Genomic DNA, 22,716 nt, shown 5'->3' with positions numbered 1-22,716 from the left:
TAGTTAAGATTTTTGTGCCAATGCAAAGCTTGGGAGTTCCGTTACGGACTCCCAAAATTTTGACAGCGCGATTTGGGCCACAAATAGCCAATTGCTCCCTGCAGTTAGCAGCACAAAATTTAACAGCTATAGCTCAAACCGGGTCGGGGGGTTCCCCCCCCAAAAGAGTGATAATCACTCTTTCGGGTGATGCTAGCAAATTACTCTAGCGGATATATTCTTTTAAGATGCTGTTCCGGTTGGGATGGCGCAACTTCCGCAGGGCTTTAGCCTCGATTTGGCGAATCCGCTCGCGGGTGACGTTAAAGATTTGACCAATTTCCTCCAAGGTCTTCATCCGTCCGTCATCTAAGCCGTAACGCAGTCGCAGTACATCCCGTTCGCGGGGGCTGAGAGTATCCAAAACGCTTTCCAAATCTTCCCTGAGCAAGTTTTTCGAGACTTGATCTTCTGGCGTTTCCCCGTCAGATTCAATAAAGTCTCCCAGACGCGAGTCTTCCTCTTTGCCGATCGGAGTTTCTAGAGAGATGGGCAACTGTGCGGACTTAGCAATGAACCGCAACTTCTCGATCGTCATCTCCATCTTAGTGGCGATTTCTTCTTCCGTAGGCTTGCGGCCCATTTCCTGAGACAGGAGTTTGGTAGTTTTCTTGATCCGCGAAATGGTTTCGTAAAGGTGAACCGGCAGGCGGATAGTGCGGGATTGGTCGGCAATTGCTCGGGTGATGGCCTGACGTATCCACCAAGTTGCGTAGGTAGAAAACTTGTAGCCTTTTTCATGATCGAATTTTTCAGCGGCCCGGATCAGACCCAAAGAGCCTTCCTGAATCAAATCTTGGAAAGACAAACCGCGATTCATGTATTTTTTGGCGATCGACACCACCAAACGCAGGTTTGATTGCACCATTTTCTCCTTGGCCCGACGGCCGACGTGGAGTCGGTGACGGAATGCAGGAAGTGCCATATCTACAGCATTAGCCCATTCGCTGTCTTTGGGTTCGCGGTTATACTCTTCGAGCAGTTGTTCTCGAACTCGCTCTAATTCCAGCAAATCTGCAATCTTGCGCGCTAGTTCAATCTCTTCGTCAGCTCGCAGCAATCGAATCCGACCGATTTCTTGCAGGTAAAGACGAATAGAGTCTTCAGTATAATGCTTTTTCTTTGCCTGTGCCCGACGGCGGGCTTTGGCGCCTTTGCCAGATTTAGGGTCTTCCTCAGATTGAGAGTCTAAGAATTCTTCTCGATCGTCTTCTTCGTCGATAAAGAGTTCCAACTCGCTCTCAGGTAGAACGCTTTCGGCGCCCCGAAGCAACTCGAGTGTTTCCATTTCCGGTGTAATTGTGGTTGCGAGTACGGTGTTAGCCTGGATCATGCCGTCTTCCTCATGCTCCTGAATTAAAGAATAAATAACAGTGGAATAGTGTCTGTTTGTAGTTTAGACAAGTTAGCCAGTATTGACATTCCCGCAGGAAAAAATAGTGGGATTTTCGGTCGGCTACCTGAATCTGTTACCGAAACTGCACCTGTTTTATGAGTCACAGTTCGAGTTCTGGTCTGAAGCAGCCAGGGCATTCAATCGATCGCAGATTTTAACATCGCGACCTTGAATTGAGCTTGAGGCTTTTTCTTTCGGAGCGAGTTATCACATCATCTGCGATACCTGGCGTCCAGAAGCAAACCATGAAGTGCGATCGATCGCACTTCCAAAAATACTGGCTTTTTTACTCGGTACTTCGAGCTTTTACCCGTACAAGTTTTCGGCACGGAACCCTCTAACTTTTGTATTCGAGGTGTCGAACTTTTGATGCGCCTTGCTTTCACTCTGGTTGTCAGACATGACAGTTGCACGGCAAATTTTCGCCACCTTGGATGCTGGTCTGCTGCCTCAAATGCAACAGCAGAGGGTTGAAGCACCAAACGGGGAGAATCGGATCTTGCCAAGACCTTTCCGATTGTAGCCTTTCTCACAAAAAATGGAAGTTGTTTTCCATTGTTGGTCAAGAACTAGGAAAACTCTGTCAGCTTAGCTTGACAATACTAACTCATGTCCGGCTCTGCTAAATCCTGAGAACGGCCCGCAAAAACTTTGGCACGATCGAACGGCGCTGTTTTCTGCGTATATCTGGGTGAACGGCTGCGGCGTAGTTGGCCAGACAGTTAGCAGACAATTTTTGAGTTGCCCAAATTGGAACCAATACCATCCGTGTAGATACACCCATCATTACCCTGTTTCCCTGAATTGAATCATACGCAATCTGCGATTGAATAAAGCTCGTAGCTTTAGTTTTAAGCCGGCAACTCTGGATTAGAGACCGACTCTGACCCCAAATGAAGCGTTGCGGGTTGAGTAGTGCAACAGGGGCTTTAATTGTTAAGTTAGCTCAAATCTCAGAAATTGGGTTTAATTTTCACGTTAAATCACATTAAGTTCTTAACGTCACATTCTTATTTAAGCAGTTCGACACGAGTTTGTCGCGTCCGTGGCAAAAACCACCCGGATAAATTCTACTGAGAGTTAAGCCGCCGCGCAACTCTGGGCTGCGGACTTCTCTAAAATTTTTGGCTTTCGGTTCGCACTTACGCGATCGCACGTTCTCACAAACCATACAATTAGACATCTCCCGGAAGTATAACTTCACGATTCCTTTAAATATATCGTGACAGCGTAAAGATTCCATAAAGCCCTTTAATTAATTTTAGGTAGCATTCCCGAATTGTCTTGATAATTTCAAGCAGACGCAAAAAAATCCCCAGCGGACGTTGATGCAACTACCTGCAGATAATAACTCCGCCAGGGAAGAAAAATTTACCCAGTTAGCGATGTGCTTGCTATTGTGAGAGAATGCCTAAACCGCAGGATGCGCTTAAAGATGTGGAGGGGTAGGACGCTGGTGCGATGCTCAAAATTTTGTTATTATTTACAGCGTGTCATCAGAAAGCGCTGATCTAGGTTTGATCTCTAAATCATTCCTGGCTCCTAGCTCAGCAATGACGAGAGCGAAAATTGTCTATAAAGTTGATTATACTTGCTTACTATTGATGATTTCTAATAAAGCTTTATAAAAGACTTTGAAGCTTTTAGAGCGATTCAATTCAGGATTCATATATTGAGAAATTTCGCTAGAGGCTTTATATTTTTCTAGTCCTCCCGGATGATATCCAGCTTTTTTCAGGACTCTTTCCAAAGCCTCCCATGTACCCCCTTTAATAGCATCGGGGTCGCGATACGGTTGTTGAGTAGCTAAATTGGGAGAGACTTTAGGGTAAGCTTGGCGAATTGCTTCAACCTCGCCGAAAAACCACGCTTCTAATTCTTCAACTACAATTCGATTTAAGACTTGGAATGATTTATCTTTTTGACAGGAAGATTTAGTGATTAATCCCGATGATATTGCTATTATTTCTAGGTGTTGTTTTAATTTTATACAATCTTCTCGATCTTCATCTATTAAAATAACAATTTTCCAATCAGGCGGAAGCCATGCTTGATAACCTTTCAAACGGTTAGGCAATTTAGCCAGTAAATCGGTTTTCCCTCGAAAAGCATGAATTTTATAGGTAACAGTCGATGGCAATATTTTGGGTAAAATCTGGGTTAAAGCTGATTCTAGTGATGCTTCTTCCACTAAAAACTCAAGATGCAAAATCCTCACCTTCTCTTTATTTTAAGTGTAAAATCATTGCGGTGCACCCGCATTTTTAAGCGGATTTCCCACCTCAAAGAAATCTTCCATCCACAGCGAACCCAGTAAGGCACCGTGTTCCATAAATTGTTTTACTCCCTGCATATCTGCGGTTCTTTTTGCTTGAGTAAAACCTTTCTCATCTCGATATAATACCCATAATTCCTCTGGTTTCAAACTATCCACAAAAAAGGGAGAATGCGTTGTCACCATTAATTGAGTATTCGCAGAAGCAGAACGACATTCTTCTGCAAGCTGAGGTAATAATCTCGGATGTAAATGATTTTCTGGTTCTTCTATCCCCACTAACTGCGGGGGATTTGGGTCAAATAATACTATCAAATAAGCTAAGAGCTTTAAGGTACCATCGGAGGCAAATTTTGCCAGAATTGGATGAGAAAAAGGAGCATCTTTAATTTCCAACAAAAGTCTGCCATCCTGCATGATTGAGGCTTCGACTTTTTCGAGGCGTGGAATACGACCGGAAAGGGTTTTTAGTATTTCTTCTAACCGTTGGGGATGTTGTTCCTTGAGGTATTGGATAACATTTGGTAAATTATCCCCCGTGGCGGACAATCTTTCCTGTGCACCTGCTTCGGTAAGGCTGCGGGTATGATCTGCGGTTAAATATGATAAATACCAGCCTGTAATAAAACGTCTTAATGCACTAACGCGGGGATGTTTGGCAAATTGTCCTAATGTATTTACTGCTAAAAATTCAGATGATTCTAGTTTTTCGGTTATCCTTTCACCTTCTTCATCAGGACTTTCGCCACTAATGACTTGTCCTTCCCCTTTTTTGAAGTCTAAAAAACGAAAGGGTTTTCCTTTTCCCGATTGTCCGCGTCGCCAATGCAACCATTCTTCAGCAATGAAGGGACGATTATTTTCTTCATCTATAGCGAGATGATAGGTAATTAAAGGCGAGTCGGATGTCTCTCGATATTTTAATTCAATGATAATGCAGCCTTCGCTGTCTCTGGTGCGTAATTCTCGAAATCGGCCCCGTCTATCCCAGGCTTTTCTGAGGCTTTCGGTAAAACATTCGGATAGGAAAGCGAAAACATCGAAAATAGTTGACTTGCCGCTACCGTTGGGGCCTAAGAATACAGTTAAGGGGGTGAGATTTTTGAGTTGGAGATTGTGCAAAGCACGGTAATTTTGTACTTTGAGATATTCTATACGGGGAATAGATTTCATGATTTCACCTCCTCAATTATAATCTCGGTTTTTTTTATCCTAATTTCTCCTTTAACGAACCGCGAAGACGCGAAGTGCGCGTTCGGCGAAGCCGTTCCCGAAGGGTAGGAAGAAAAGAGAAGAAGAAAAAACTAAAGTCCTGACGGAGAACTTAATTTAACCGCGAGACAGATTACTGCTGATTCCGCAGGCGGGGGTTCACAAACTCGTTTAATCCTTCCCCCACCAAAGACAGTCCCACCACCATTAAAGTCATCGCTAAACCGGGAAACAAAGCTGTCCACCAAATGCCAGTAGGTAGCGCATCTAAAGCTAAACGCAAGTCGTGTCCCCATTCAGGAGTTGCTTCGGGAAGTCCTAATCCGAGAAATCCCAAACCTCCTAATGTTAAAATTGCATCGGCAGCGTTGAGGGCAAACAGCACAGGTACGCTCTGAATCACATTCAGAAACAGGTAGCGCGAAAGCACTGTCCAAGTGTCAGCACCCATTGCTCGCGCGGCTTCGACAAATAATTCGGTTTTGACGCTGGTGGTGTGATTCCTGACGACGCGGTAGTATTGAGGGATGTAGGAAATGCTCAGGGCGATCGCAGCATTCAAAACTCCTTTTCCCACTACAAACGCTAGCGTCAAAGAAAGTAGCAGCCCCGGCAAAGTATAAATTGTATCCATTAAAAATAACAACACTCGATCGAGCTTACCGCCCAAATAACCGCTAACCAAACCCAGCGGCACACCGATAAACAAACTCAAAGCAGTGGCTAAAATCACCACTTGCCAAGCCGCGCGAGAAGCAAACAGCGTGCGCGAAAACACATCGTAGCCGCTGCGGCTAGTACCAAACCAATAATTCGCCGACGGCGGTTCGTGGATGGGGTTACTCAAAGCCTCGGTAGGATTTTGCAGCCATCCCCAAGCTTGCATAGCTGGAGACAAGGTTGCTACCAATATAAACACGGCAGTTATTGTCAAACCTGCCCACATCATTTTCATTGACAGGCTTGACGGTGAGGCACTGTTGAGAAATCGCGGGAGTCGGAGGCGGCTTTGAGCCATAATGACGATCGACCTATATAAGACTTTTCGATTTTAGTAGCACTCAGGCGCAAAAACCCGGAACAGTCAATCGATTTTAGATTTTAGATTTTAGATTTTCGATTGACCCCACGGATAAATGCGGGGGCTCTTCTGATTTTCGCTTTTCGATTTGGGATTGATTCCACGGATAAATCACGTGGCGGGTACCACCTTTGAAATTCCTGGTCAAAAATCCTCTTTCTCATTCGCCAAACACTCGCGACAAACCGGGTTTTTTCGGGAGATGCGGCTAAAAAAGACCCGGTTTCTCCCCTGTACGGGACTGGCGCGCAGGGGAGAAACCGGGTTTTTGGCAGGCGGGACGCAAGTCGAGTTTAGGTTAAATCTCTCTTGGCAAACCTCAAATCTAAAATCGATCGAATTCTACAAATTGCTGGCAATTAACTCGCGGTACTGGCTTTTCGGCTTAACTCCCTTGAGCTCAGCTACCAAATCTTTGTCTTTGAAATACTGAATCGTCGGCGTACCAATCACGCCAGCATTTTCAGCAATTTCTGGATCTTCTTCGATGTCAATTTCCACGTAGTGGATTTTGCCCTCGAACTCATCTACTACTTTGCTCAAAATCGGCTTGAGGCTGTGGCAAGGCCCACAACTCGGAGAGGCATATTTGACCACAATCAGTCGATCGCTATCGTGGAACAACTTCCGCAAAGCATAACCTCCTTCGTGGCGCGTGTCGTTGATATCAAAGTTCTCGCTGGTTTTGCGTACTTTTGGAGCTTCCGGCGCTGCTGTGGGTTGCTCGGATTCCTCAGTTTGATGGAATTCCTGCATTAAACCGTTAACTGACAGCCAACGTTCTGCCAGCATCGCCCCCATGCAGCCACTGCCTGCTGCGGTGATTGCTTGGCGAAACTCGTGGTCTTGCACGTCGCCGACGGCGTAAACTCCCTCGACGCTGGTTTCTACCGAACCGTGTTTGGTAACGATATAGCCTACTTCGTCGAGTTCTAGCTGACCTTGGAACAGTTGAGTGTTGGGAGTGTGACCGATCGCATAAAACAATCCTTTCACCAGCAAATCGCTCTGGGCGCCTGTCACGATATTTCTAAGTCTCACCCCGTCCATTTTGCCACCGGCTTCGCCCAAAATATCCAGTGCTTCGGTGTTCCAGTGCACGGTAATTTTGGGATTGCTCAGCACTCGGTCTTGCATGGCTTTGCTCGCGCGCATTTGATCGCGCCGCACCAACATATGTACGTGAGAGCCGTATTTTGTCAAATAAATAGATTCTTCCGCTGCTGTGTCGCCCGCGCCGATTACAGCTAAGTCTACTCCTTTAAAAATTGGGGTAGCGCCGTCGCAAATCGCACACGCAGAAATGCCGTGACTCCAAAATACGTGTTCGCTAGGCAGCCCCAGCCTTTTCGCCGTCGCGCCTGTAGCGATTACTATCGTGTGGGTTTTGATTTCTCTGTCTTCCGATCGCACTGTAAACGGACGCTTGGTCAAATCCACCGAAATTACATCTTCTGTGTATAATTCGGCACCCCAGCGCGCTGCTTGAGCTTTCATCCGATCCATCAGTTGCGGCCCGGTGATGCCTTCGGGAAAGCCGGGGAAGTTTTCGACTTCTGTGGTGGTCATCAGTTGACCGCCGGGGACGCCTCCCATTTGGTAGCCTTCAAAGACTACGGGTTTCAGGTTTGCCCTCCCGGCGTAGATTGCTGCTGTGTAGCCTGCTGGGCCTGAGCCGATAATTACTAGGTTTTCTACGGTTTCGTTGGTCATAGCTATTTAATTAAACTCATAACGACTTCGTTTTACTAATTCTAGCAGAGTTCGATCGAGTTTGGTTTGATGCCATTGGGCGATCGAGCATCTGTATCTATTGTTGAGGGTCGATCGGTCTTCGGGGCAATTCCAGCTACTTTAATAAGCAAAAACAATCTAAAAGTCGATTTAGTTTTAAATGTTCGATCTATTTTAAGGGCTGAAATCTTAAGAAAATCTAAAGACGACCAAAATTATTGACTTCATTCTCAATTATTTTACCTATTTACTTGTTTTGAGGCTTGTGGTACGATTTTCACAATCCAGGGGCATTATGACTAATTTAAGTTTTTGACGCTGAAAGCTTTTAAAATCGTAAAATTAACGAATTCGCAAATGTAATAAGTACAATTATTTATGCAAAATCCGCATTTTATGGTTTAAGAATTGTAACGGAGATTTTGCCGGATTTGACAAAATACAGTATTTGTGGTATGCAAGGTGCGATCGGGGGAAAATTAGAAGGAAATTTTTAACCGCTTTGGAAGCACAGGCGGGACGCCCGTGCCACAATTAACATAGAATTTTGTATTTGTGTGTGAATGGATAAAATCAAGATATTGTTTGTATGCAGCCGGAATAAGTGGAGGAGTTTGACTGCCGAGAAAATATGCGAGAAGGTTAGTGGCTACAGCGTGCGATCGGCGGGAACGGAAAAAGGTGCAAGAATTAGAGTAACTGAGGGTTTGCTGGGTTGGGCGGATTTGATATTTGTGATGGAGAAGAAGCATGGCGATCGACTTCGCAGCAAATTTCCCGAAAGTCTCGAAGGCAAGAAAGTTATTTGCCTGCAAATCCCGGACAATTACGAATATATGGAACCGGAATTAGTCGAGCTTTTGCAGGCGAAACTGAATCCCTATATGGAAATTCCAGAGAACGAGATAAATTTTATGCAGCGAGTTTTGGAACCGGAAGTGATGGATTCCTTGGAAGAGGCGATCGAATACGATTCGATGGATTTTACTGAGGTTAATGCTGCTTTTGCTCAGAGTGCTGCGGCGTTGGGGCCGGTTTTTGGAAACGTTTTGGATGCGGGGACGGGTACGGCGAGAATTCCGATCGCCCTTTGTCAACTCCGGCCAGCATGGAAATTGACTTGCATTGATTTGTCGGCAAATATGCTGAAAGTTGGGGCCCAAAATGTGGAAAAGGCGGGCGTGCGATCGCAAATAAGTCTCGAATTAATCGATGCTAAAGCCATGCCTTACCCTGACAATTATTTTGACATGGTGATTTCTAACAGCATTATCCACCATTTGCCCGATCCGCTGCCGTTTTTGCAGGAAGTCAAGCGGGTATTGAAGCCGCAGGGAGCAATTTTTTTGCGGGATTTGCTGCGGCCGGAAAAAGCGGAAATCAGGGATAATTTAGTCAATCTGTATGCGGGAGATTGCAACGCGCATCAAAAACAGTTATTCAGCGATTCGTTGCAAGCAGCATTTACGCTGGATGAAGTTGAGGAGATGATCGAAAATGCCGGGTTGGATGGGTTGAGGATTTATGAATCTTCAGACAGACACTGGACGGCGGAGCGTGCTTGGTGCGAGTCTTTGTAGGCACGGGGCGATCGGTTGCAAATATCTACTTTTGGGCAGGAAGAATTAGTATGATTGAACCGCGAAGACGCGAAGGACACGAAGGAAGAATAGGGAAGAAAAAGCCAGAATCAGCGTTAGGGTAATGGAATTATGCGGCGCATGAGGTTTCCGCTAATGTCTTCATCCAACCACTCAAGTGCATCGGGTTCCCAGTAGGCAGTTGCTAGTGGCAACCAACCAAAAAAAGAGCCAAGTCCACCGCAAATGGAGCATCCGCCGTCTCCGCCTCGGACTGTATGTTTGTCGCTAATTACCTCGCCATCGTAAGGATTTTGAGCGATGTGGAGTCCGAAAAGGTTGGGCTGCAAGTGGAGTTTCCAGTCGGCTGCCTTGTCAGTTGGGTAGCAATCGCTAGGATTTAAGTCTCCCCAGCGAAATAGAGTGGTACTTCCGGCACCGCAAGCATACTCCCATTCGTCGAAAGTTAGCAAGCGCAGTCCTTCAGTCGCCAATTCAGTCGCGAGTTCTTCATGCGTTTTGCTCGTAATTTGCCAAGCCTCAATCGAGCCATCCTCAGCACGATCGAATCCGTATCTATCGTTACATATCATCCTCTGCCTGTCTGGAAACTCTTTTAATAAATTCTGGATTTTAAGTGACTCCGAACTAATTGCCTCAAGACCGATTTTTGTCGGTTGAATTTCTACAAGCATCGGCGAAAATGTCACCTTTCGAGGAGGTGTAGTGACGCTTTGGACGTAAGAGTATATATCTCGATCGATCTCATACTCCTCAGAACTATTTTGAAATGATTCAATTTGCTCGTCTGTCGGGTGAAAGTTGCTGGCTTCGTATCCGACTTGAACTTCGCCTCCTGGCATCAGAGAAAATAAAGCTCCTCCATACTCAAAAATGGCAATAGAGAGTTCGGGGCCGCCATCAGGGTAAAATCGCAAACCTTTAAAAATTACTGACTGTGGCAGATGTGCTGCTAATTCCTGTGAGTAGCGATTTTTTTGTTCTTCGCTCAAATTTTGCCATTCCTGCAATTCCATAAGCCAAAAGTTCCTCAACTAAACCTCTTCTACTTATCTAATTTTATAGCATCTAAAATCACTCGATCGCGCCCTAAGTCTTTAGCTTGATAAAGCGAACGGTCTGCCGCTGCAATCAGGTTTTCCTGGGAAGTTTCGGGCTGAGGAAAGGTGCTCGCTACCCCCAAACTCAGCGTTACGAAAGAACACACCGCTGAATTAAGGTGTTCGATTTCTAGTTCTTTGACGCAAACTCGAATTCGCTCTGCAATCCAAACAGCTATTTCAGACGAAGTGCGGGGTAAAACTACCGCAAATTCTTCACCTCCGTAACGAGCTACCAGAGTCTCCTCCGAAACTTCGCCTGCTGAGTAATGTACAGCCTCAACAATAGTTTCGGCTACCTGCTGCAAACAAGCATCTCCCGCCTGATGTCCGTAAGTATCGTTGTATGTCTTAAAAAAGTCAACATCGCATAAAATCAAAGATAGTTCCGCTGCTGCTTCTCCCAATTCTTGCCATTTTTTCTCTAAGTATTCGTTAAAACAGTGGCGGTTGGCAATCTGAGTTAAGCCATCTAAGTTGGCAAGGCGATACAATTCGGAATTAGCTGCTTTTAATTGAGAATTAGCTGCTTCTAACTCGGATTGCGTGATCGATAAATTGTAATAAAGTTCGCTCATAGACCAAGTAGCTTGTTGGTGAATTTGGGATAAAGCTACCCAGAGTTGATGCACGTCTAAAAGTCGGTAAACTTGAGGTTCTAACTGCACAACAATCGGCTCGTAAAGCAGTTCCGGCGGTCGCTGCACGGAGCGCTGAGCTGCCATGACAATTAAGGCTACTCCTGGTAAAATTAAAATATCGGTTTGAGCTATTTGATAGAAGGCTATAATCGGTCTGCAAGCAAATATATCTACTCCGTAAGGGCGGCTCATTCGTTCCATAAATCGCCGACGCGATATCATCCCTAAAAATTCCCCATTTACGGTCAAGATAACTCCCGGAAGCAGCGGGTGAGATTGAAACAACCGAGCTACTTCTTTGGCTAGATATGAGGAGTCAACCTGAAAATTGAATAGAGCCAGATCCTTAAGGGTAGACTCTAAAGATAAATTTTGGGGTGAGTGTTCTGGCGAGTTAGACGGCTCAATAAATTCAACAGACACAGCGCAGATCCGAATAAACAATAAACCAGCAACAAAGCTAGTGTCAGCTCTTAAATTATATAATTATTTATTTCTTACCATTGGTTGTATTATTTACTACACTATTTTTAAATAATGGAAACTGCTGCTGCCTGAGTTTTTGCCGTAGCTGCATTGCATTGATTCATGCTCACTAAATTACAGATTTATTGAATTATTCTCTATTTTTTTCCTCGATTTTTGATGAGGGGCTTTTTACGGCGTAAAAAAACCGATTTCGACGCCATTCCTCAACTCATTGACCGAAAGCATCCAGGATACAAGCCCCCGTACTCATCCGTGGAAAAATAAAAAACCTGTATCCGATAAACAAGTCCCCCGAATTTATTTGTGGGGTCAATGCTTCAATCTAAAATCTAAAATCTAAAATCTAAAATCGATTGACGGTGCACACAAACTCAAGAAACCTGGTTTTTAAACCGGGGTCGAGGCTGTAACGAGGTTTTGCGTAAAAAAACGCGGTGTCTGCCCCTGTCCTCAACTTAAAACTCAAAACTCAAAACTTTCTCACCACCCCCAAGTTCCTGCCCCTCCCTTAAACGGGCCGACAATATCTTTGGTAATCCAGCCGCCGTAAAAATCCCCTGGTTGAGATTGCACTAATTCCCCGTCCACATAACAGGCATCCATCTTGCTCGGATAAAAAGCCACATAATCTTTAATAGCTGCAAAAACCTGATTAGGATTGGGATAAAACCAAGCAGCATTTATTACTTCTTTCGACTCTACCATCACAGTGTAATAACCGGCTTGTCCCTTCCACTCGCACCAAGAGCCTCGTAAAGTTTTGTGCAAATATTCCATTTTGATGTCATCGGGGCAGATATAGTAGGCAGGAGGGTGACTCGTCTCCAATACCCGCTGAGGACGGCGCGTGTCGGCGATCGTCACTCCATTAAAAATTATCTGTACGTGTTTGGTCGATTCCTCAAGCCGAGGGGGACGCGGGTAATCCCAAACAGACTCTTGACCAGGGCCGGGCTCTATTCGATCGAAGTTCATGTGCACCATCTCCCCTCCAAAAAAAACAATTAGCGACTTAGCATTACAAATTAATGTACCCTTAATCGAGTCGCTGCTTCAGAGCAAACCAGCTTTTCTCAACTCTTTGTAATATGAGTATTCGCGGTATAGATGTTTCCGACTACCAGCCCAATGTCAATTGGCAAGCAGTTGCCAGGGATGGTATTACCTTCAGTTTTGTCAAATCGACCGAGGGTGCAACGTTCGTTGCCCAAACTTTCGCCCGCAATTGGGCGGCCATGAAAGCGGCGGGGATTCAACGCGGTGCTTACCACTTTTTTCGACCTGCAAGCAGCATTCAAGGACAAATAGATTTGTTCTTGAAAACTGTAAAACTCGAAGCGGGGGATTTGCCCGCAGTCTTGGATATCGAAACTACAGGCGGTTTGAGTGTGGATCAATTGTGCGATCGAGCCGCAATTTGGCTAGAAGCCGTCGAAAAAGCCACCTTGATGCGACCGATTATCTACACCTACCCCGGTTTCTGGGACAACCTGGGGACAACACGGTTTGCCGATTACCCGCTGTGGATTGCTCACTATACCACTGCTGAGGAACCTTGGGTTCCCGGCGGCTGGAAAACTTGGACTTTTTGGCAGTACAGCGACAGCGGCAGCGTCTCCGGCGTATCGGGCAATGTAGACACCAATATTTATGAAAGCGTCCGAGAAGGCGCCGTAAGTTATAAAGTTGCAGACATCCAGAGGGAATTAAGAATTAAAGGTTTCTATCAAGGCGCGATGGACGGTAAATTTGGAGCCAACACCACAGCGGCGCTAATCTCGTTTCAGAAATCTCAAGGTCTCAATCCAGACGGCATTGCCAGCCTCAAAACCTGGGCCGCTTTGATGCGAAAATCTCCCAAAGTAGTTGTCCCCCCTCCAGCGCCGACACCCACTCCGCGGCCGACACCCACTCCGACTCCCACTCCCATATCAGACGTGCGGCTGACTCAGGTATTCTCGTCTTATCAAGCTAAGGCTAGCCAAGATACTGCCTTAATTTGGCTGCAAAGTCAGGTTCCTACCTCTGTTTTAGCGGACTTTGCTCAAAAATGGCGGGCAACTGCCTTACCTCCAGACACTAATTTGCGATTGATAGATGTCGGCAAATTTTATCGCGGTTTAGCACAACAAGACCAAGCTTTAGATTGGCTGCAAAAACAACTTTCTCCGGCTATTATTAACGAGTTTGCACAAAAATGGCGCTCTCAATCTATTGTCACTAATTCTCCGATTCGGCTGATAGATGCGTGCAAATTTTATCGGGCTGCACCAAACCAGAACCAGGCTTTAGATTGGCTGGAAGGGCGAATTTCGCCGGCAATTCTATCGGAGTTTCTTCGCAGGTGGCAGAATGCCAATCGATTATAGATTATAGATTTGAGATTGACTCTACAGATGAATCTTGCGATTTTAGATTTTATATCATGTCCGATCGAGTGACCGCGATTAAAAGGGCGGGTTTTTGAGATGGTCAATTATTGGCCGGTATTGTTGGCTCACGGGCCCCTACCGTATTAGGGGTAATCGACCGGACATAATATTAGATGGGAACTCTACTCTAAAGATGAGTCTGAGGGCGATCGATTAGATTTTAGATTTGAGATTGACTCTACAGATGAATCATGGGATTTTAGAGTTTTTTAGATGGAAACTACTCTAAAGATGAGTCTGGCGGCGATCGATTTGAGATGTGAGCTTTTTGATTGGAGATTGACAATCAAGCATCTAGGATACAAGCCCCCGGATTCATTCCGAAAGCAGACTCAGGACCGGTGAAATAAAAAACCTGTATCCGATGAAACTTGCCGAACGTATTTATCCGTGGGGTCAATGCTTCAATTCTTTAATCTAAAATCTAAAATCTAAAATCGCGCAATCGATTGACTCCCCATCAAAATTAGTCAAACCCTCTCCCTCTCTGCCCGCACCCCATCAGACTCTCGAACATAACAGATAATCTCTCGCTTAGCTACAGCGATCTGCCATCTTTGACGCCAAGAGAATTATCTGATAAAGTTATAGCGACTATCAAGGTTTTTTAATCTTATTGGGAAAAATGCAGGGCCGTGCCGAGTTTGTAAGCTGCGCCGAAAATAGCGCCTGCACTCCAATTACCCGCGATCGCACATTTAAAACTAAGCGGGCAGCCTGTAACAATAATATCTATGGAAATCCCCTTTAACATCACCCAGTTGATGGTCATGACCGTCATCTGTGGCATCAGCGCTCAAGTTCTCGCCGCTTATCTGAAAGTTCCGGCGATCGTCTTTTTGCTGTTGTTTGGCATTTTAGCCGGTCCAGACTGCTTCGGAGTGCTGCACCCCAATCTGCTGGGCAGCGGTTTGGAAGTTATGGTATCCCTTTGCGTAGCTTTAATTCTGTTTGAAGGCGGCTTGAATTTGGAATTGCGAGACTTAGGCAAAGTTTCCGGCAGCATCCGCAATTTAGTTACGGTAGGCACTTTAATTACGCTAATAGGCGGCGGAATGGCCGCACACTGGTTGGGGGAATTTCCCTGGCCGATCGCATTTCTGTATGCTTCTCTAGTAGTCGTCACAGGCCCGACGGTAATCGGCCCTTTGCTCAAACAAGTATCCGTTGACAAAAAAGTTGCCGCCTTGCTAGAAGCAGAAGGCGTTTTAATCGATCCTGTCGGGGCAATTCTGGCAGTATTGGTGCTGAATATTATTTTGAACGGCAATGCTGATTTGCTGGTTGTGTTCCGAGATTTAATCGTGCGACTCTTCGTTGGCGCAGTCATCGGAGTTGCAGGAGGTTGGCTGCTGGGATTCATTCTCAAGCGATCGCAATTTCTCTCCGAAGACCTCAAAAACTTAGTAGTTTTAGCTGGTTTGTGGGGATTTTTCGGCTTAGCAGAAGAAATCCGCAGCGAATCGGGACTGATGGCAACAGTCCTCTCCGGCATCGTCCTCAGAGCCGCTGCTGTCCCGGAAGAAAGGCTGCTGAGGAGGTTTAAAGGTCAACTCACAGTCCTGGCTATTTCCATGCTGTTCGTGCTGCTGGCGGCCGATTTATCCCTCGCTAGTGTGGTCGCGCTCGGTTGGGGAAGTTTGTTTACAGTTTTAGCTTTAATGTGGGTAGTGCGGCCGATCAACGTTTGGCTGTGTACTTGGAACAGCGGACTGAATTGGCGGCAGAAATTATTTGTTTGTTGGGTAGCGCCGAGGGGAATTGTCTCAGCGTCGATCGCATCTTTATTTGCAATTTTGCTCACCCAGCGGGGAATCAACGGCGGCGACTCGATTAAAGCCTTAGTTTTCCTAACAATTATTATGACAGTTTTCGTCCAGGGACTAACCGCCGGACGGATGGCTCAAATTTTGGGCATCACCTCAAAATCCGCAACAGGTGCAGCAATTGTCGGGTCAAATCCTTTGAGCAGATTAATTGCTCGCTTGTTTCAAGAACGCGGAGAATCGGTGGCAATTATCGACACAAATCCCGAAGCTTGCGAACAAGCAGAACGAGAGGGTTTGCGGGTGTTTTTGAGCAGTGCTCTGGATCACAGCGTGTTAGAAGAAGCCGGACTGGAATCGATGGGAACTTTTCTGGCAATGACTAACAACGGCGAGGTAAACTTAGTGTTAGCTCAGCGAGCGGCCGAAGAGTTTGCACCGCCGAGGGTTTTGGCAATATTCCCCAAAGATCCGCAAGCAAATACGCCTGCAAATCCGACTAAAATCAATCAAGCTTTTGTCTCCGATTTGTCGCTGAAGGATTGGAACGAATATTTAAGCGACGGCGAAGTGAAATTGGGGGAAACTGAGTTAAAAACAGAGGGATTGCAGTTTCAGATTGCTCACTTGCAAGCTTTGGTTAAAGCCGGGGAGTTGGCGCCGCTGCTGCTGGAAAGGCAAGGGTACTTGCAAGTAGTGTCGGCGACTCAGATTTGGCAAGCAGGCGATCGAATTATTTATTTGCTGTACGATCCGACACCGAAATTGTTGAAAAGATTGTCGGGTTCGTCGCAGTCTCGTTTGACTATGGAAAAGCATCAGGTAGTTGAAGAAGTGCCAATTCCTTCTCCGGTTTTAGAGGAGGTTTTGGAGTCAGCGGAAATAGCAAAGGATGCTAAAGTTTTGCAGCCACCAGTTTCGCGATAAGGGTTAGTATCCCGATCGTACTCTATAATCTGCTTGTCGCGATCGCGGCTTTGCTTTCATCGATCGGCATAAAAATACAGCAGGTAAATTGACCAGACTATAGCGGTGTTCAATTTACCTGATATAATAATGATTCTTCAATTAGAAACTACCCTGTGATTGCGAGCGATCGGATGGAAAATGTAACCGTATCCTTGAGTAGTTTTAATGAAATTCGGCACTGCGGCATCGACTTTAGCCATTTTCCTGCGAATCAGACGGATATACACGTCCACCACTTGCTCGTCTCGTGCGTCATTGCATTTCCATCCCCAAACTTTTTCGATTAGCTGTTGGCGACTCCAGGCTTTACCCGAATGAATGGCTAAAAAATGCAATAGCTGAAATTCTAAAGGTGTGAGAGCTAAAGTTTTCTCTTTCAATCTCACCTCTCTACTGATTAAATCGATCGCTAGTTCACCGAAGACAAGATTGCGGACGGGGGCGTCATCCTCTACAACCAGAATTTGGGAATTTCGAGCGGTAGATATCGTCATAATTTTTGACTCTATTGCGACTATTTCAAAGTTCAAGAAAGCGAGTAAGCTGTTCACCATGTAAAACTCAGAGGCTATCTAAGCAAGTATTGGGTTTCAGTCTGTAAAATACGCAGTTTAAATGCTAAACAGCTTAACAGTCTTTTAATTAGCCCTTAGATATCCCCTTGCACGCTTAATAAAGAGGGGAAGATGCTTCAAAGTCCTCCTTCTTAAGGAAGGACTGTTTCAATTACAAACTACCTTGTTACTCCGAGCGCTCGGAGCAAAACTGTAACCGTATCCCCGAACAGTTTGAATAAAATTGGGAACAGCGGCATCAACTTTAGCCATTTTCCTGCGAATTTGGCCGATATGCACGTCCACCACTCGCTCTTCGGTTGCATAATTGGATTTCCACCCCCAAACTTTTTCGATTAGCTGTTGGCGGCTGCAAGCTTTACCCGAATGAGTTGCCAAAAAACACAATATTTCAAATTCTAAGGCTGTCAGCGTTAGAATTTGCTCCTTCAATCTCACCTGCCTACCCACTAAATCGATCGCTAATTGACCGAAGATAAGGTTGGGCGGAGCGACGGATCTCGCCCGCCTCAACAAGACTTCAACTCTCACTGCCAATTCTTCAAGATTAAACGGTTTGCAAATAAAATCATCGGCACCTGCTTTCATGATTTTAATCCGATCTTCTTGGCCGGTGCGGCTGCTCAGAATTGCAACTAAAACATTAGTTTGATTTTGCATTTGTTGGCAGAGTTTATACCCAGTTGTGTCGGGTAAATTCCAATCCAATATCACCAGAACAGGGTTGAATTCCTCAAAAATTTCGAGAGCTGTTTTGCCGTCTGCCGCAACTTGTACTTGATATGTCTGGTTCAAAAAGCGGTAGACGAGAGTGCGGACGGGGGCGTCATCTTCTACAAGCAGAATTTTGTGATTTTGACCAGTAGATATTGTCATAATGTTCGACTCTCTTGTTAGTTAATGGTGCCAAGTTAGGAATTGTAGGTTCAAACTCTGTTCTAATTAGATTCATTCTTTACTTAAATCTTAAGCAGCTCCGATCAAAAAATCATTCGTTCTACCCACAGAGTTGATGAAGTATCAGGTGCAAACTTGATTGCGGGAAAGTGCAACGTATGCGAATATCAGGACTTACGCATTGGGACGTAGTTCTGTCCTTCTGAGTAAAACGAAGAATCTCCAGCCCTATAAAAAGTTAAACCTATAGTCCGGCAGGGGTTTTAACCCCTGCCTCAAAGCGAAAGTCCTCGCTATCAGGACCCAGAAGAAAAATCCGGGTTTTCTACCCCCTTTATGATTCGGCGGTTGAAACCGCTACTACACACACGAAGTCTGCCTCCGCAGACTAAGGAATGAGAATTAAATAACTTCCACAAGTTTGTGGGATGGGCGTCCCGCCCGTCCTTTTTGGACGGGCGGGACGCCCATCCCACAATAACAATTAAAATTGTAAGTTATTTAATTCGCGCTCCTAAGAAATAAAGAGGGTATTTAAGTTAGATTTGGTATTAGTCCTCATAGCGAGGACTTTCGCTATAAGCCCCGTGGAATTCATTCCCGCTAAGGACTACCGGGTGGGCGGGAGGACTGGGCAGATGACAGCTTCAGATCAACCTGCAAAAGTGCTGTAAAAACAAACGATTGCGATTAAAATTTAGTAGAAAAACATTGAGCTGATTCGCTATTCATAAAAACTTACTCTGATTCCCCAATAAGAGTAAATGCCGCCCAATTTCGCGGCTGGGGATGAGTTTTCATCGTGGTTAACATCGCTTGCCGCAATGCCTGTGCTTTGTCGGGATTATTTTGCAAGTTTTGGTAAAACGATCGCATCAATTCGGATGTCGGCGCATCGGGAACCGCCCATAAAGAAACAATTACACTCGGCACTCCTGCTGAAATCAAAGCGCGCGACAAGCCAATCACGCCATCCCCGGTAATTCTGCCTTCTCCAGTGTTGCAAGCACTCAAAACGACTAAATTTGCTTGCAGTTTCATATCGAAAATCTCTTCTGCGGTCAATAAGCCGTCATCGCTGCCAGAGGGAGCCAGCGCGATCGCACTTCCCAATCCGCGCACATCATCCAGCAATCCATGTGTTGCCAGATGAATAATCGATGCTTGGGGCATTTTTGGGACGATCGCAGCTTTTGTACCTTGAGCGCCTGTGATGGCTTGGGTTTTGAGCAGAGGGGCGATCGCTCTGGCTTCGGCTTCTGCTCCTGGTAGAGGAGACAATTGCTGTTTGGGTTCTCCCGGAGAGAGAGACACACTCGGCATCGTGGGATTGCCCAAGACTAAAGCGTTACCGCTATGGGATGCCTGAGATGCTAACTTCTGTCGTTGTTGTCTGGTTAATGCCAGAACTTGAATCGAAGGTGCAGTTAAGATGGTGTGTTTCTCGATTAAGTAAGTGCCGTTGGCATCTTGCAGAGCGGGGAAAGGCACTTGGAAGAGCGAAGCTTGAGGAATGAAAATGACATGGGCATTGGGATCTTTTGGTAGAAGCGTTTGAATTGGATCGATCAGCAGTTGATGCAGCGTCGGTAAATCGGGTTGGGTTTGAAGAACGGGGGAACTGCCACGACTGCGGACGGCAAGGAATTCTTGATTGCCAATAATTAGATCGGCTAGGGAGACTTTGTGCTGCTGCCAGAGAGGTTTGAGGTCTACCTGGCGGAAGGTGATTTCGCCCGTGGGTTGAATCACCCAAATGTAGAGCGCGGATTCTCGCCCTACTTGTTTGCCCTGAATCTGAAAGTTGTCGTAGATGATGGAATACTGCACCAAAGTGGCGTTCTGTGCTTTGGCGATTTGTCGGATTTGATCCTGGTTGGGAGAAGTGTTAATAACGGGATTGGTAGAACCTGACGATAAGCGTTCTGTCAGGAGATCGACAAAGGCACGAGCACGTCCCCGTTCGGCAATTTCTAAAGCGGCGATCGGGTTATTCTGAGCCACCCGGACTTTTTGTAAAGTCCGATAAGTGTTAGCTTGTCCTTCAAAGATGGAGACTTTATTTGCATCGTTGGAGCCGAGCATTTGCCGCATCGATTCCCAAACTTGAATCCCATTGATGAGCATTTTTTCAGATTCTGTTGGGTTGCCAGCTTGCAAGAACGCCACTCCGAGGTTGTTGAGTGCATTACCCTCCTGAAGGCGGTTTTTAATTTCGCGGGCGATCGCTAACTGTTGCTGTGAATACTCGATCGCTTTGGCATAGTTGCCCAAATAGAGGTAAGCGAGTCCCAAATTGCCGAGTGATCCACCTTCCCCGTCGCGGTCTTTAATTTCGCGGGCGATCGCTAACTGTTGCTGTGAATACTCGATCGCTTTGGCATAGTTGCCCAGAGAGTGGTAAGCAACTCCGAAAGTCTCCAATGCCACACTCTCCCCAAGGCGGTCTTTAATTTCGCGTGCGATGGCTAAACTCTGCTGTGCATAATCAAGGGCTTTGGCATAGTTGCCCAGAGAATGGTAAATGACTCCCAAATTTCTCAGTACCCCACCTTCCTCTTGGCGGTCTTTAATTTCGCGTGCGACGGCTAAACTCTGGTGTGCATACTCAATGGCTTGGGCATAGTTGCCCAAAGAACGGTAAATGACTCCCAAATTTCTCAGTGCCCCACCTTCCCCTTGGCCGTCTTTAATTTCGCGGGCGATGGCTAACTTTTGCTGTGTATACTCAATGGCTTTGGCATAGTTGCCCAAATAGAGGTAAGCGCCTCCCAAATTGCCCAGTGCTGTCCCTTCTCCGTCCCGGTCTTTAATTTCGCGTGCGATGGCTAAACTCTGCTGTGCATACTCAATGGCTTTGGCATAGTTGCCCAGAGATTTGTAAGCGATTCCCAAATTGCCTAGTGCTGCGCCTTCCCCAAAGCGGTTTTTAATTTCGCGGGCAATGGTTAAACTCTGCTGTCCATACTCTATCGCTTTGGCATAATTGCCCAGAGATTTGTAAGCGATTCCCAAATTGCCTAGTGCTGCCCATTCTCCGTCGCGGTCTTTAATTTCGCGGGCGATGACTAAACTCTGCTGCATATACTCAATGGCTTTGGCATAGTTGCCCAGATAGCGGTAAGCACCTCCCAAATTGTTCAGTACCCCACCTTCCCCTTCGTGGTTTTTGAGGGCGCGATAAATTTGCAGTGCCTGTTGCCAAGAATTCAGCGCTGCTGGGAATTGGCGAGTCTGAAATTGTTGGTTGCCCTGCTGCCACAGCCGATCGGCCTCTGCTTCACTAGCCTCGATCGCCTGAGCAGCAGCCGGGAGTGGGGAGTGCGGAGGAATGTAAAAGGCAACAGACAAAAGGCAAAAGGCGAGGGGAAAGAGGAAGCCCGATCGCACTTTACGATTACTGGATTTGAGCAGTTTTAGCGAGAAAGGCTTCATGGGATTTAGGGTTTGGGCTGAGAAGCTTGTCGCTGTTGTTCGATCGCTCTTATTTGCTTCAATTGATCGCTCCAGTCTTTCAAAGGTGCGGCTTCCGAACTCGCAAGAGCATCTAGCAATTCCAGCACAGCCGCTTGGCTTTGAGAAGTCTCAGAAGCTTTCCGCGCTTCTGCGATCGCGTCATACCACAGCCCAGACTCCGCATACAGGTCGATCCGCTGTTGGGGAGTTTGGGCGGCTGCAAGTTGAGTCTGCAACGACGCCGCAGGCCCAACGACTTGGATTTCTGCCGTCGCCACCACATTCCTCGAAGGAACATTCGGATCGCACACCAACACCACTTGCCACTGATAGGATTGCCCGATCGACAGTTGGGGCAGATTTGAGGGCAAAGCAACCGACATGATTCCTGGCTGACTCTGCATCTCGGTTCTGTAGAGAAGTTGTCCCGTGCGAGTAAACAGCCTCAATTGCAGCGGACGAGGAGTGCGATCGGGTACAAACCAGGTAAAGGTCGGATGCCCAGAAATCGTCTCTCCTACATGGCTAAACGGCACTAAGGCAGTCAATCTCGCCGATGAATTAGCTTCGCAACTGCCGCCGCGAGTGGTATTCGTCCCCGTTTCTTTCGGTTTAGAAGGGTTTTCAGGAGGAGTGTATTGTGCCAGCGCTACAGGAGCGATCCAGAACGAAACACTCAGCATTAAACTCGCAATGCCCGCAGAGTAAATGGTTCGACGTTTCAACTCGTGAGTCATCATCGCAATCCCCTCTGTAACTATTTCTACAGTAATCAACAATACAGAAACACAATAGAGGACTACCCGCAACGGTCGTTTGCCCGAAGGTGCAAAGATATTGGTGTCAGCTTAAGGGCAAACCCTCAGTCCGGCAGTCCGGCAGGGGTTTAAACCCCTGCCTCAAAGCGAAAGTCGTCTGAAGACGACTAATGAGTTCTTCAGTCCTCTTTGAGAGGACTTTCGCTATGAGACAGGGAATTCATTCCCTGGCGGACTGCCGGGCGGGCGCGAGGACTGGGCGGACTGACAGCTTAAGTTGACACGCTTTGGGCAT

Annotated in this window: 19 protein-coding genes; 3 read left to right on the top strand and 16 right to left on the bottom strand. The window is 46.4% G+C overall.

From position 1 onward, the window contains the following. Nucleotides 1-205 precede the first annotated feature (205 nt). From rpoD to trxB, 8 genes are all read right to left on the bottom strand, one after another. Nucleotides 206-1,372 carry an RNA polymerase sigma factor RpoD gene (gene rpoD / locus QUB12_RS02460; protein WP_333142349.1) on the bottom strand — a complete coding sequence of 389 codons (1,167 nt, stop codon included), beginning with the start codon at nucleotides 1,370-1,372 and terminating at the stop codon, nucleotides 206-208. A gap of 275 nt (nucleotides 1,373-1,647) precedes the next feature. Next, complete coding sequence (locus QUB12_RS02455) at nucleotides 1,648-1,941, bottom strand: hypothetical protein (RefSeq protein WP_333142348.1); 294 nt, start codon at nucleotides 1,939-1,941, stop codon at nucleotides 1,648-1,650. Nucleotides 1,942-2,057: 116 nt separating this feature from the next. Further along, entirely contained in the window at nucleotides 2,058-2,222 is a 165-nt protein-coding gene (locus QUB12_RS02450) for a hypothetical protein (protein ID WP_333054806.1), read from the bottom strand. A gap of 201 nt (nucleotides 2,223-2,423) precedes the next feature. Beyond that, nucleotides 2,424-2,678 carry a hypothetical protein gene (locus QUB12_RS02445; RefSeq protein WP_333142346.1) on the bottom strand — a complete coding sequence of 85 codons (255 nt, stop codon included), beginning with the start codon at nucleotides 2,676-2,678 and terminating at the stop codon, nucleotides 2,424-2,426. Nucleotides 2,679-3,020: 342 nt separating this feature from the next. Then, on the bottom strand, nucleotides 3,021-3,626 hold the full coding sequence (locus QUB12_RS02440; protein ID WP_333142345.1) for a DUF4276 family protein: 606 nt from the start codon (nucleotides 3,624-3,626) through the stop codon (nucleotides 3,021-3,023). Between the two features lie 51 nt (nucleotides 3,627-3,677). Then, nucleotides 3,678-4,883 (bottom strand): AAA family ATPase, encoded by a 1,206-nt coding sequence (locus QUB12_RS02435; RefSeq protein WP_333142344.1) that lies wholly within the window; start codon nucleotides 4,881-4,883, stop codon nucleotides 3,678-3,680. A gap of 172 nt (nucleotides 4,884-5,055) precedes the next feature. Further along, nucleotides 5,056-5,940, bottom strand: coding sequence for an ABC transporter permease (locus QUB12_RS02430; protein WP_333142343.1), 885 nt, complete (start codon nucleotides 5,938-5,940; stop codon nucleotides 5,056-5,058). Nucleotides 5,941-6,345: 405 nt separating this feature from the next. Then, the gene (trxB, locus tag QUB12_RS02425) at nucleotides 6,346-7,716 is read right to left on the bottom strand and encodes a thioredoxin-disulfide reductase (protein ID WP_333142342.1); all 1,371 of its coding nucleotides are present in this window, start codon (nucleotides 7,714-7,716) and stop codon (nucleotides 6,346-6,348) included. A gap of 584 nt (nucleotides 7,717-8,300) precedes the next feature. On the opposite strand from trxB, the gene QUB12_RS02420 reads away from it, so the two are divergent. Then, nucleotides 8,301-9,317 (top strand): methyltransferase domain-containing protein, encoded by a 1,017-nt coding sequence (locus QUB12_RS02420; RefSeq protein WP_333142341.1) that lies wholly within the window; start codon nucleotides 8,301-8,303, stop codon nucleotides 9,315-9,317. A gap of 116 nt (nucleotides 9,318-9,433) precedes the next feature. Here the strand turns inward: QUB12_RS02420 and QUB12_RS02415 are convergent, their stop codons facing one another. From QUB12_RS02415 to QUB12_RS02405, 3 genes are all read right to left on the bottom strand, one after another. Beyond that, complete coding sequence (locus tag QUB12_RS02415; protein ID WP_333305291.1) at nucleotides 9,434-10,354, bottom strand: hypothetical protein; 921 nt, start codon at nucleotides 10,352-10,354, stop codon at nucleotides 9,434-9,436. A 29-nt stretch (nucleotides 10,355-10,383) separates the two neighbouring features. Next, nucleotides 10,384-11,502, bottom strand: coding sequence for a diguanylate cyclase domain-containing protein (locus tag QUB12_RS02410; protein WP_333305288.1), 1,119 nt, complete (start codon nucleotides 11,500-11,502; stop codon nucleotides 10,384-10,386). A gap of 546 nt (nucleotides 11,503-12,048) precedes the next feature. Next, nucleotides 12,049-12,543, bottom strand: coding sequence for a DUF427 domain-containing protein (locus tag QUB12_RS02405; protein ID WP_333305286.1), 495 nt, complete (start codon nucleotides 12,541-12,543; stop codon nucleotides 12,049-12,051). Nucleotides 12,544-12,656: 113 nt separating this feature from the next. Here QUB12_RS02405 and QUB12_RS02400 point away from each other — a divergent pair, with 113 nt between their 5' ends. Further along, complete coding sequence (locus tag QUB12_RS02400) at nucleotides 12,657-13,937, top strand: GH25 family lysozyme (protein ID WP_333305284.1); 1,281 nt, start codon at nucleotides 12,657-12,659, stop codon at nucleotides 13,935-13,937. A 676-nt stretch (nucleotides 13,938-14,613) separates the two neighbouring features. On the opposite strand, the gene QUB12_RS02395 is transcribed toward QUB12_RS02400, so the two are convergent. Further along, on the bottom strand, nucleotides 14,614-14,772 hold the full coding sequence (locus QUB12_RS02395) for a hypothetical protein (RefSeq protein ID WP_333305344.1): 159 nt from the start codon (nucleotides 14,770-14,772) through the stop codon (nucleotides 14,614-14,616). Here QUB12_RS02395 and QUB12_RS02390 point away from each other — a divergent pair. Next, complete coding sequence (locus QUB12_RS02390) at nucleotides 14,735-16,693, top strand: cation:proton antiporter domain-containing protein (protein WP_333305282.1); 1,959 nt, start codon at nucleotides 14,735-14,737, stop codon at nucleotides 16,691-16,693. The genes QUB12_RS02395 and QUB12_RS02390 overlap by 38 nt on opposite strands. Nucleotides 16,694-16,830: 137 nt before the next feature. On the opposite strand, the gene QUB12_RS02385 is transcribed toward QUB12_RS02390, so the two are convergent. From QUB12_RS02385 to QUB12_RS02370, 4 genes are all read right to left on the bottom strand, one after another. Next, nucleotides 16,831-17,229 (bottom strand): winged helix-turn-helix domain-containing protein, encoded by a 399-nt coding sequence (locus QUB12_RS02385; RefSeq protein WP_333142335.1) that lies wholly within the window; start codon nucleotides 17,227-17,229, stop codon nucleotides 16,831-16,833. Between the two features lie 228 nt (nucleotides 17,230-17,457). Next, complete coding sequence (locus tag QUB12_RS02380) at nucleotides 17,458-18,186, bottom strand: response regulator transcription factor (protein ID WP_333142334.1); 729 nt, start codon at nucleotides 18,184-18,186, stop codon at nucleotides 17,458-17,460. Nucleotides 18,187-18,945: 759 nt separating this feature from the next. After that, complete coding sequence (locus tag QUB12_RS02375) at nucleotides 18,946-21,642, bottom strand: tetratricopeptide repeat protein (protein ID WP_333138537.1); 2,697 nt, start codon at nucleotides 21,640-21,642, stop codon at nucleotides 18,946-18,948. Nucleotides 21,643-21,647: 5 nt separating this feature from the next. Further along, complete coding sequence (locus QUB12_RS02370; RefSeq protein ID WP_333300149.1) at nucleotides 21,648-22,403, bottom strand: DUF928 domain-containing protein; 756 nt, start codon at nucleotides 22,401-22,403, stop codon at nucleotides 21,648-21,650. Nucleotides 22,404-22,716: the final 313 nt, after the last annotated feature.

The organism is Microcoleus sp. B7-D4, assembly GCF_036705125.1.
Taxonomy (GTDB): Bacteria; Cyanobacteriota; Cyanobacteriia; order Cyanobacteriales; family Microcoleaceae; genus Microcoleus.
This window is presented reverse-complemented; position numbering and strand designations above follow the sequence as displayed.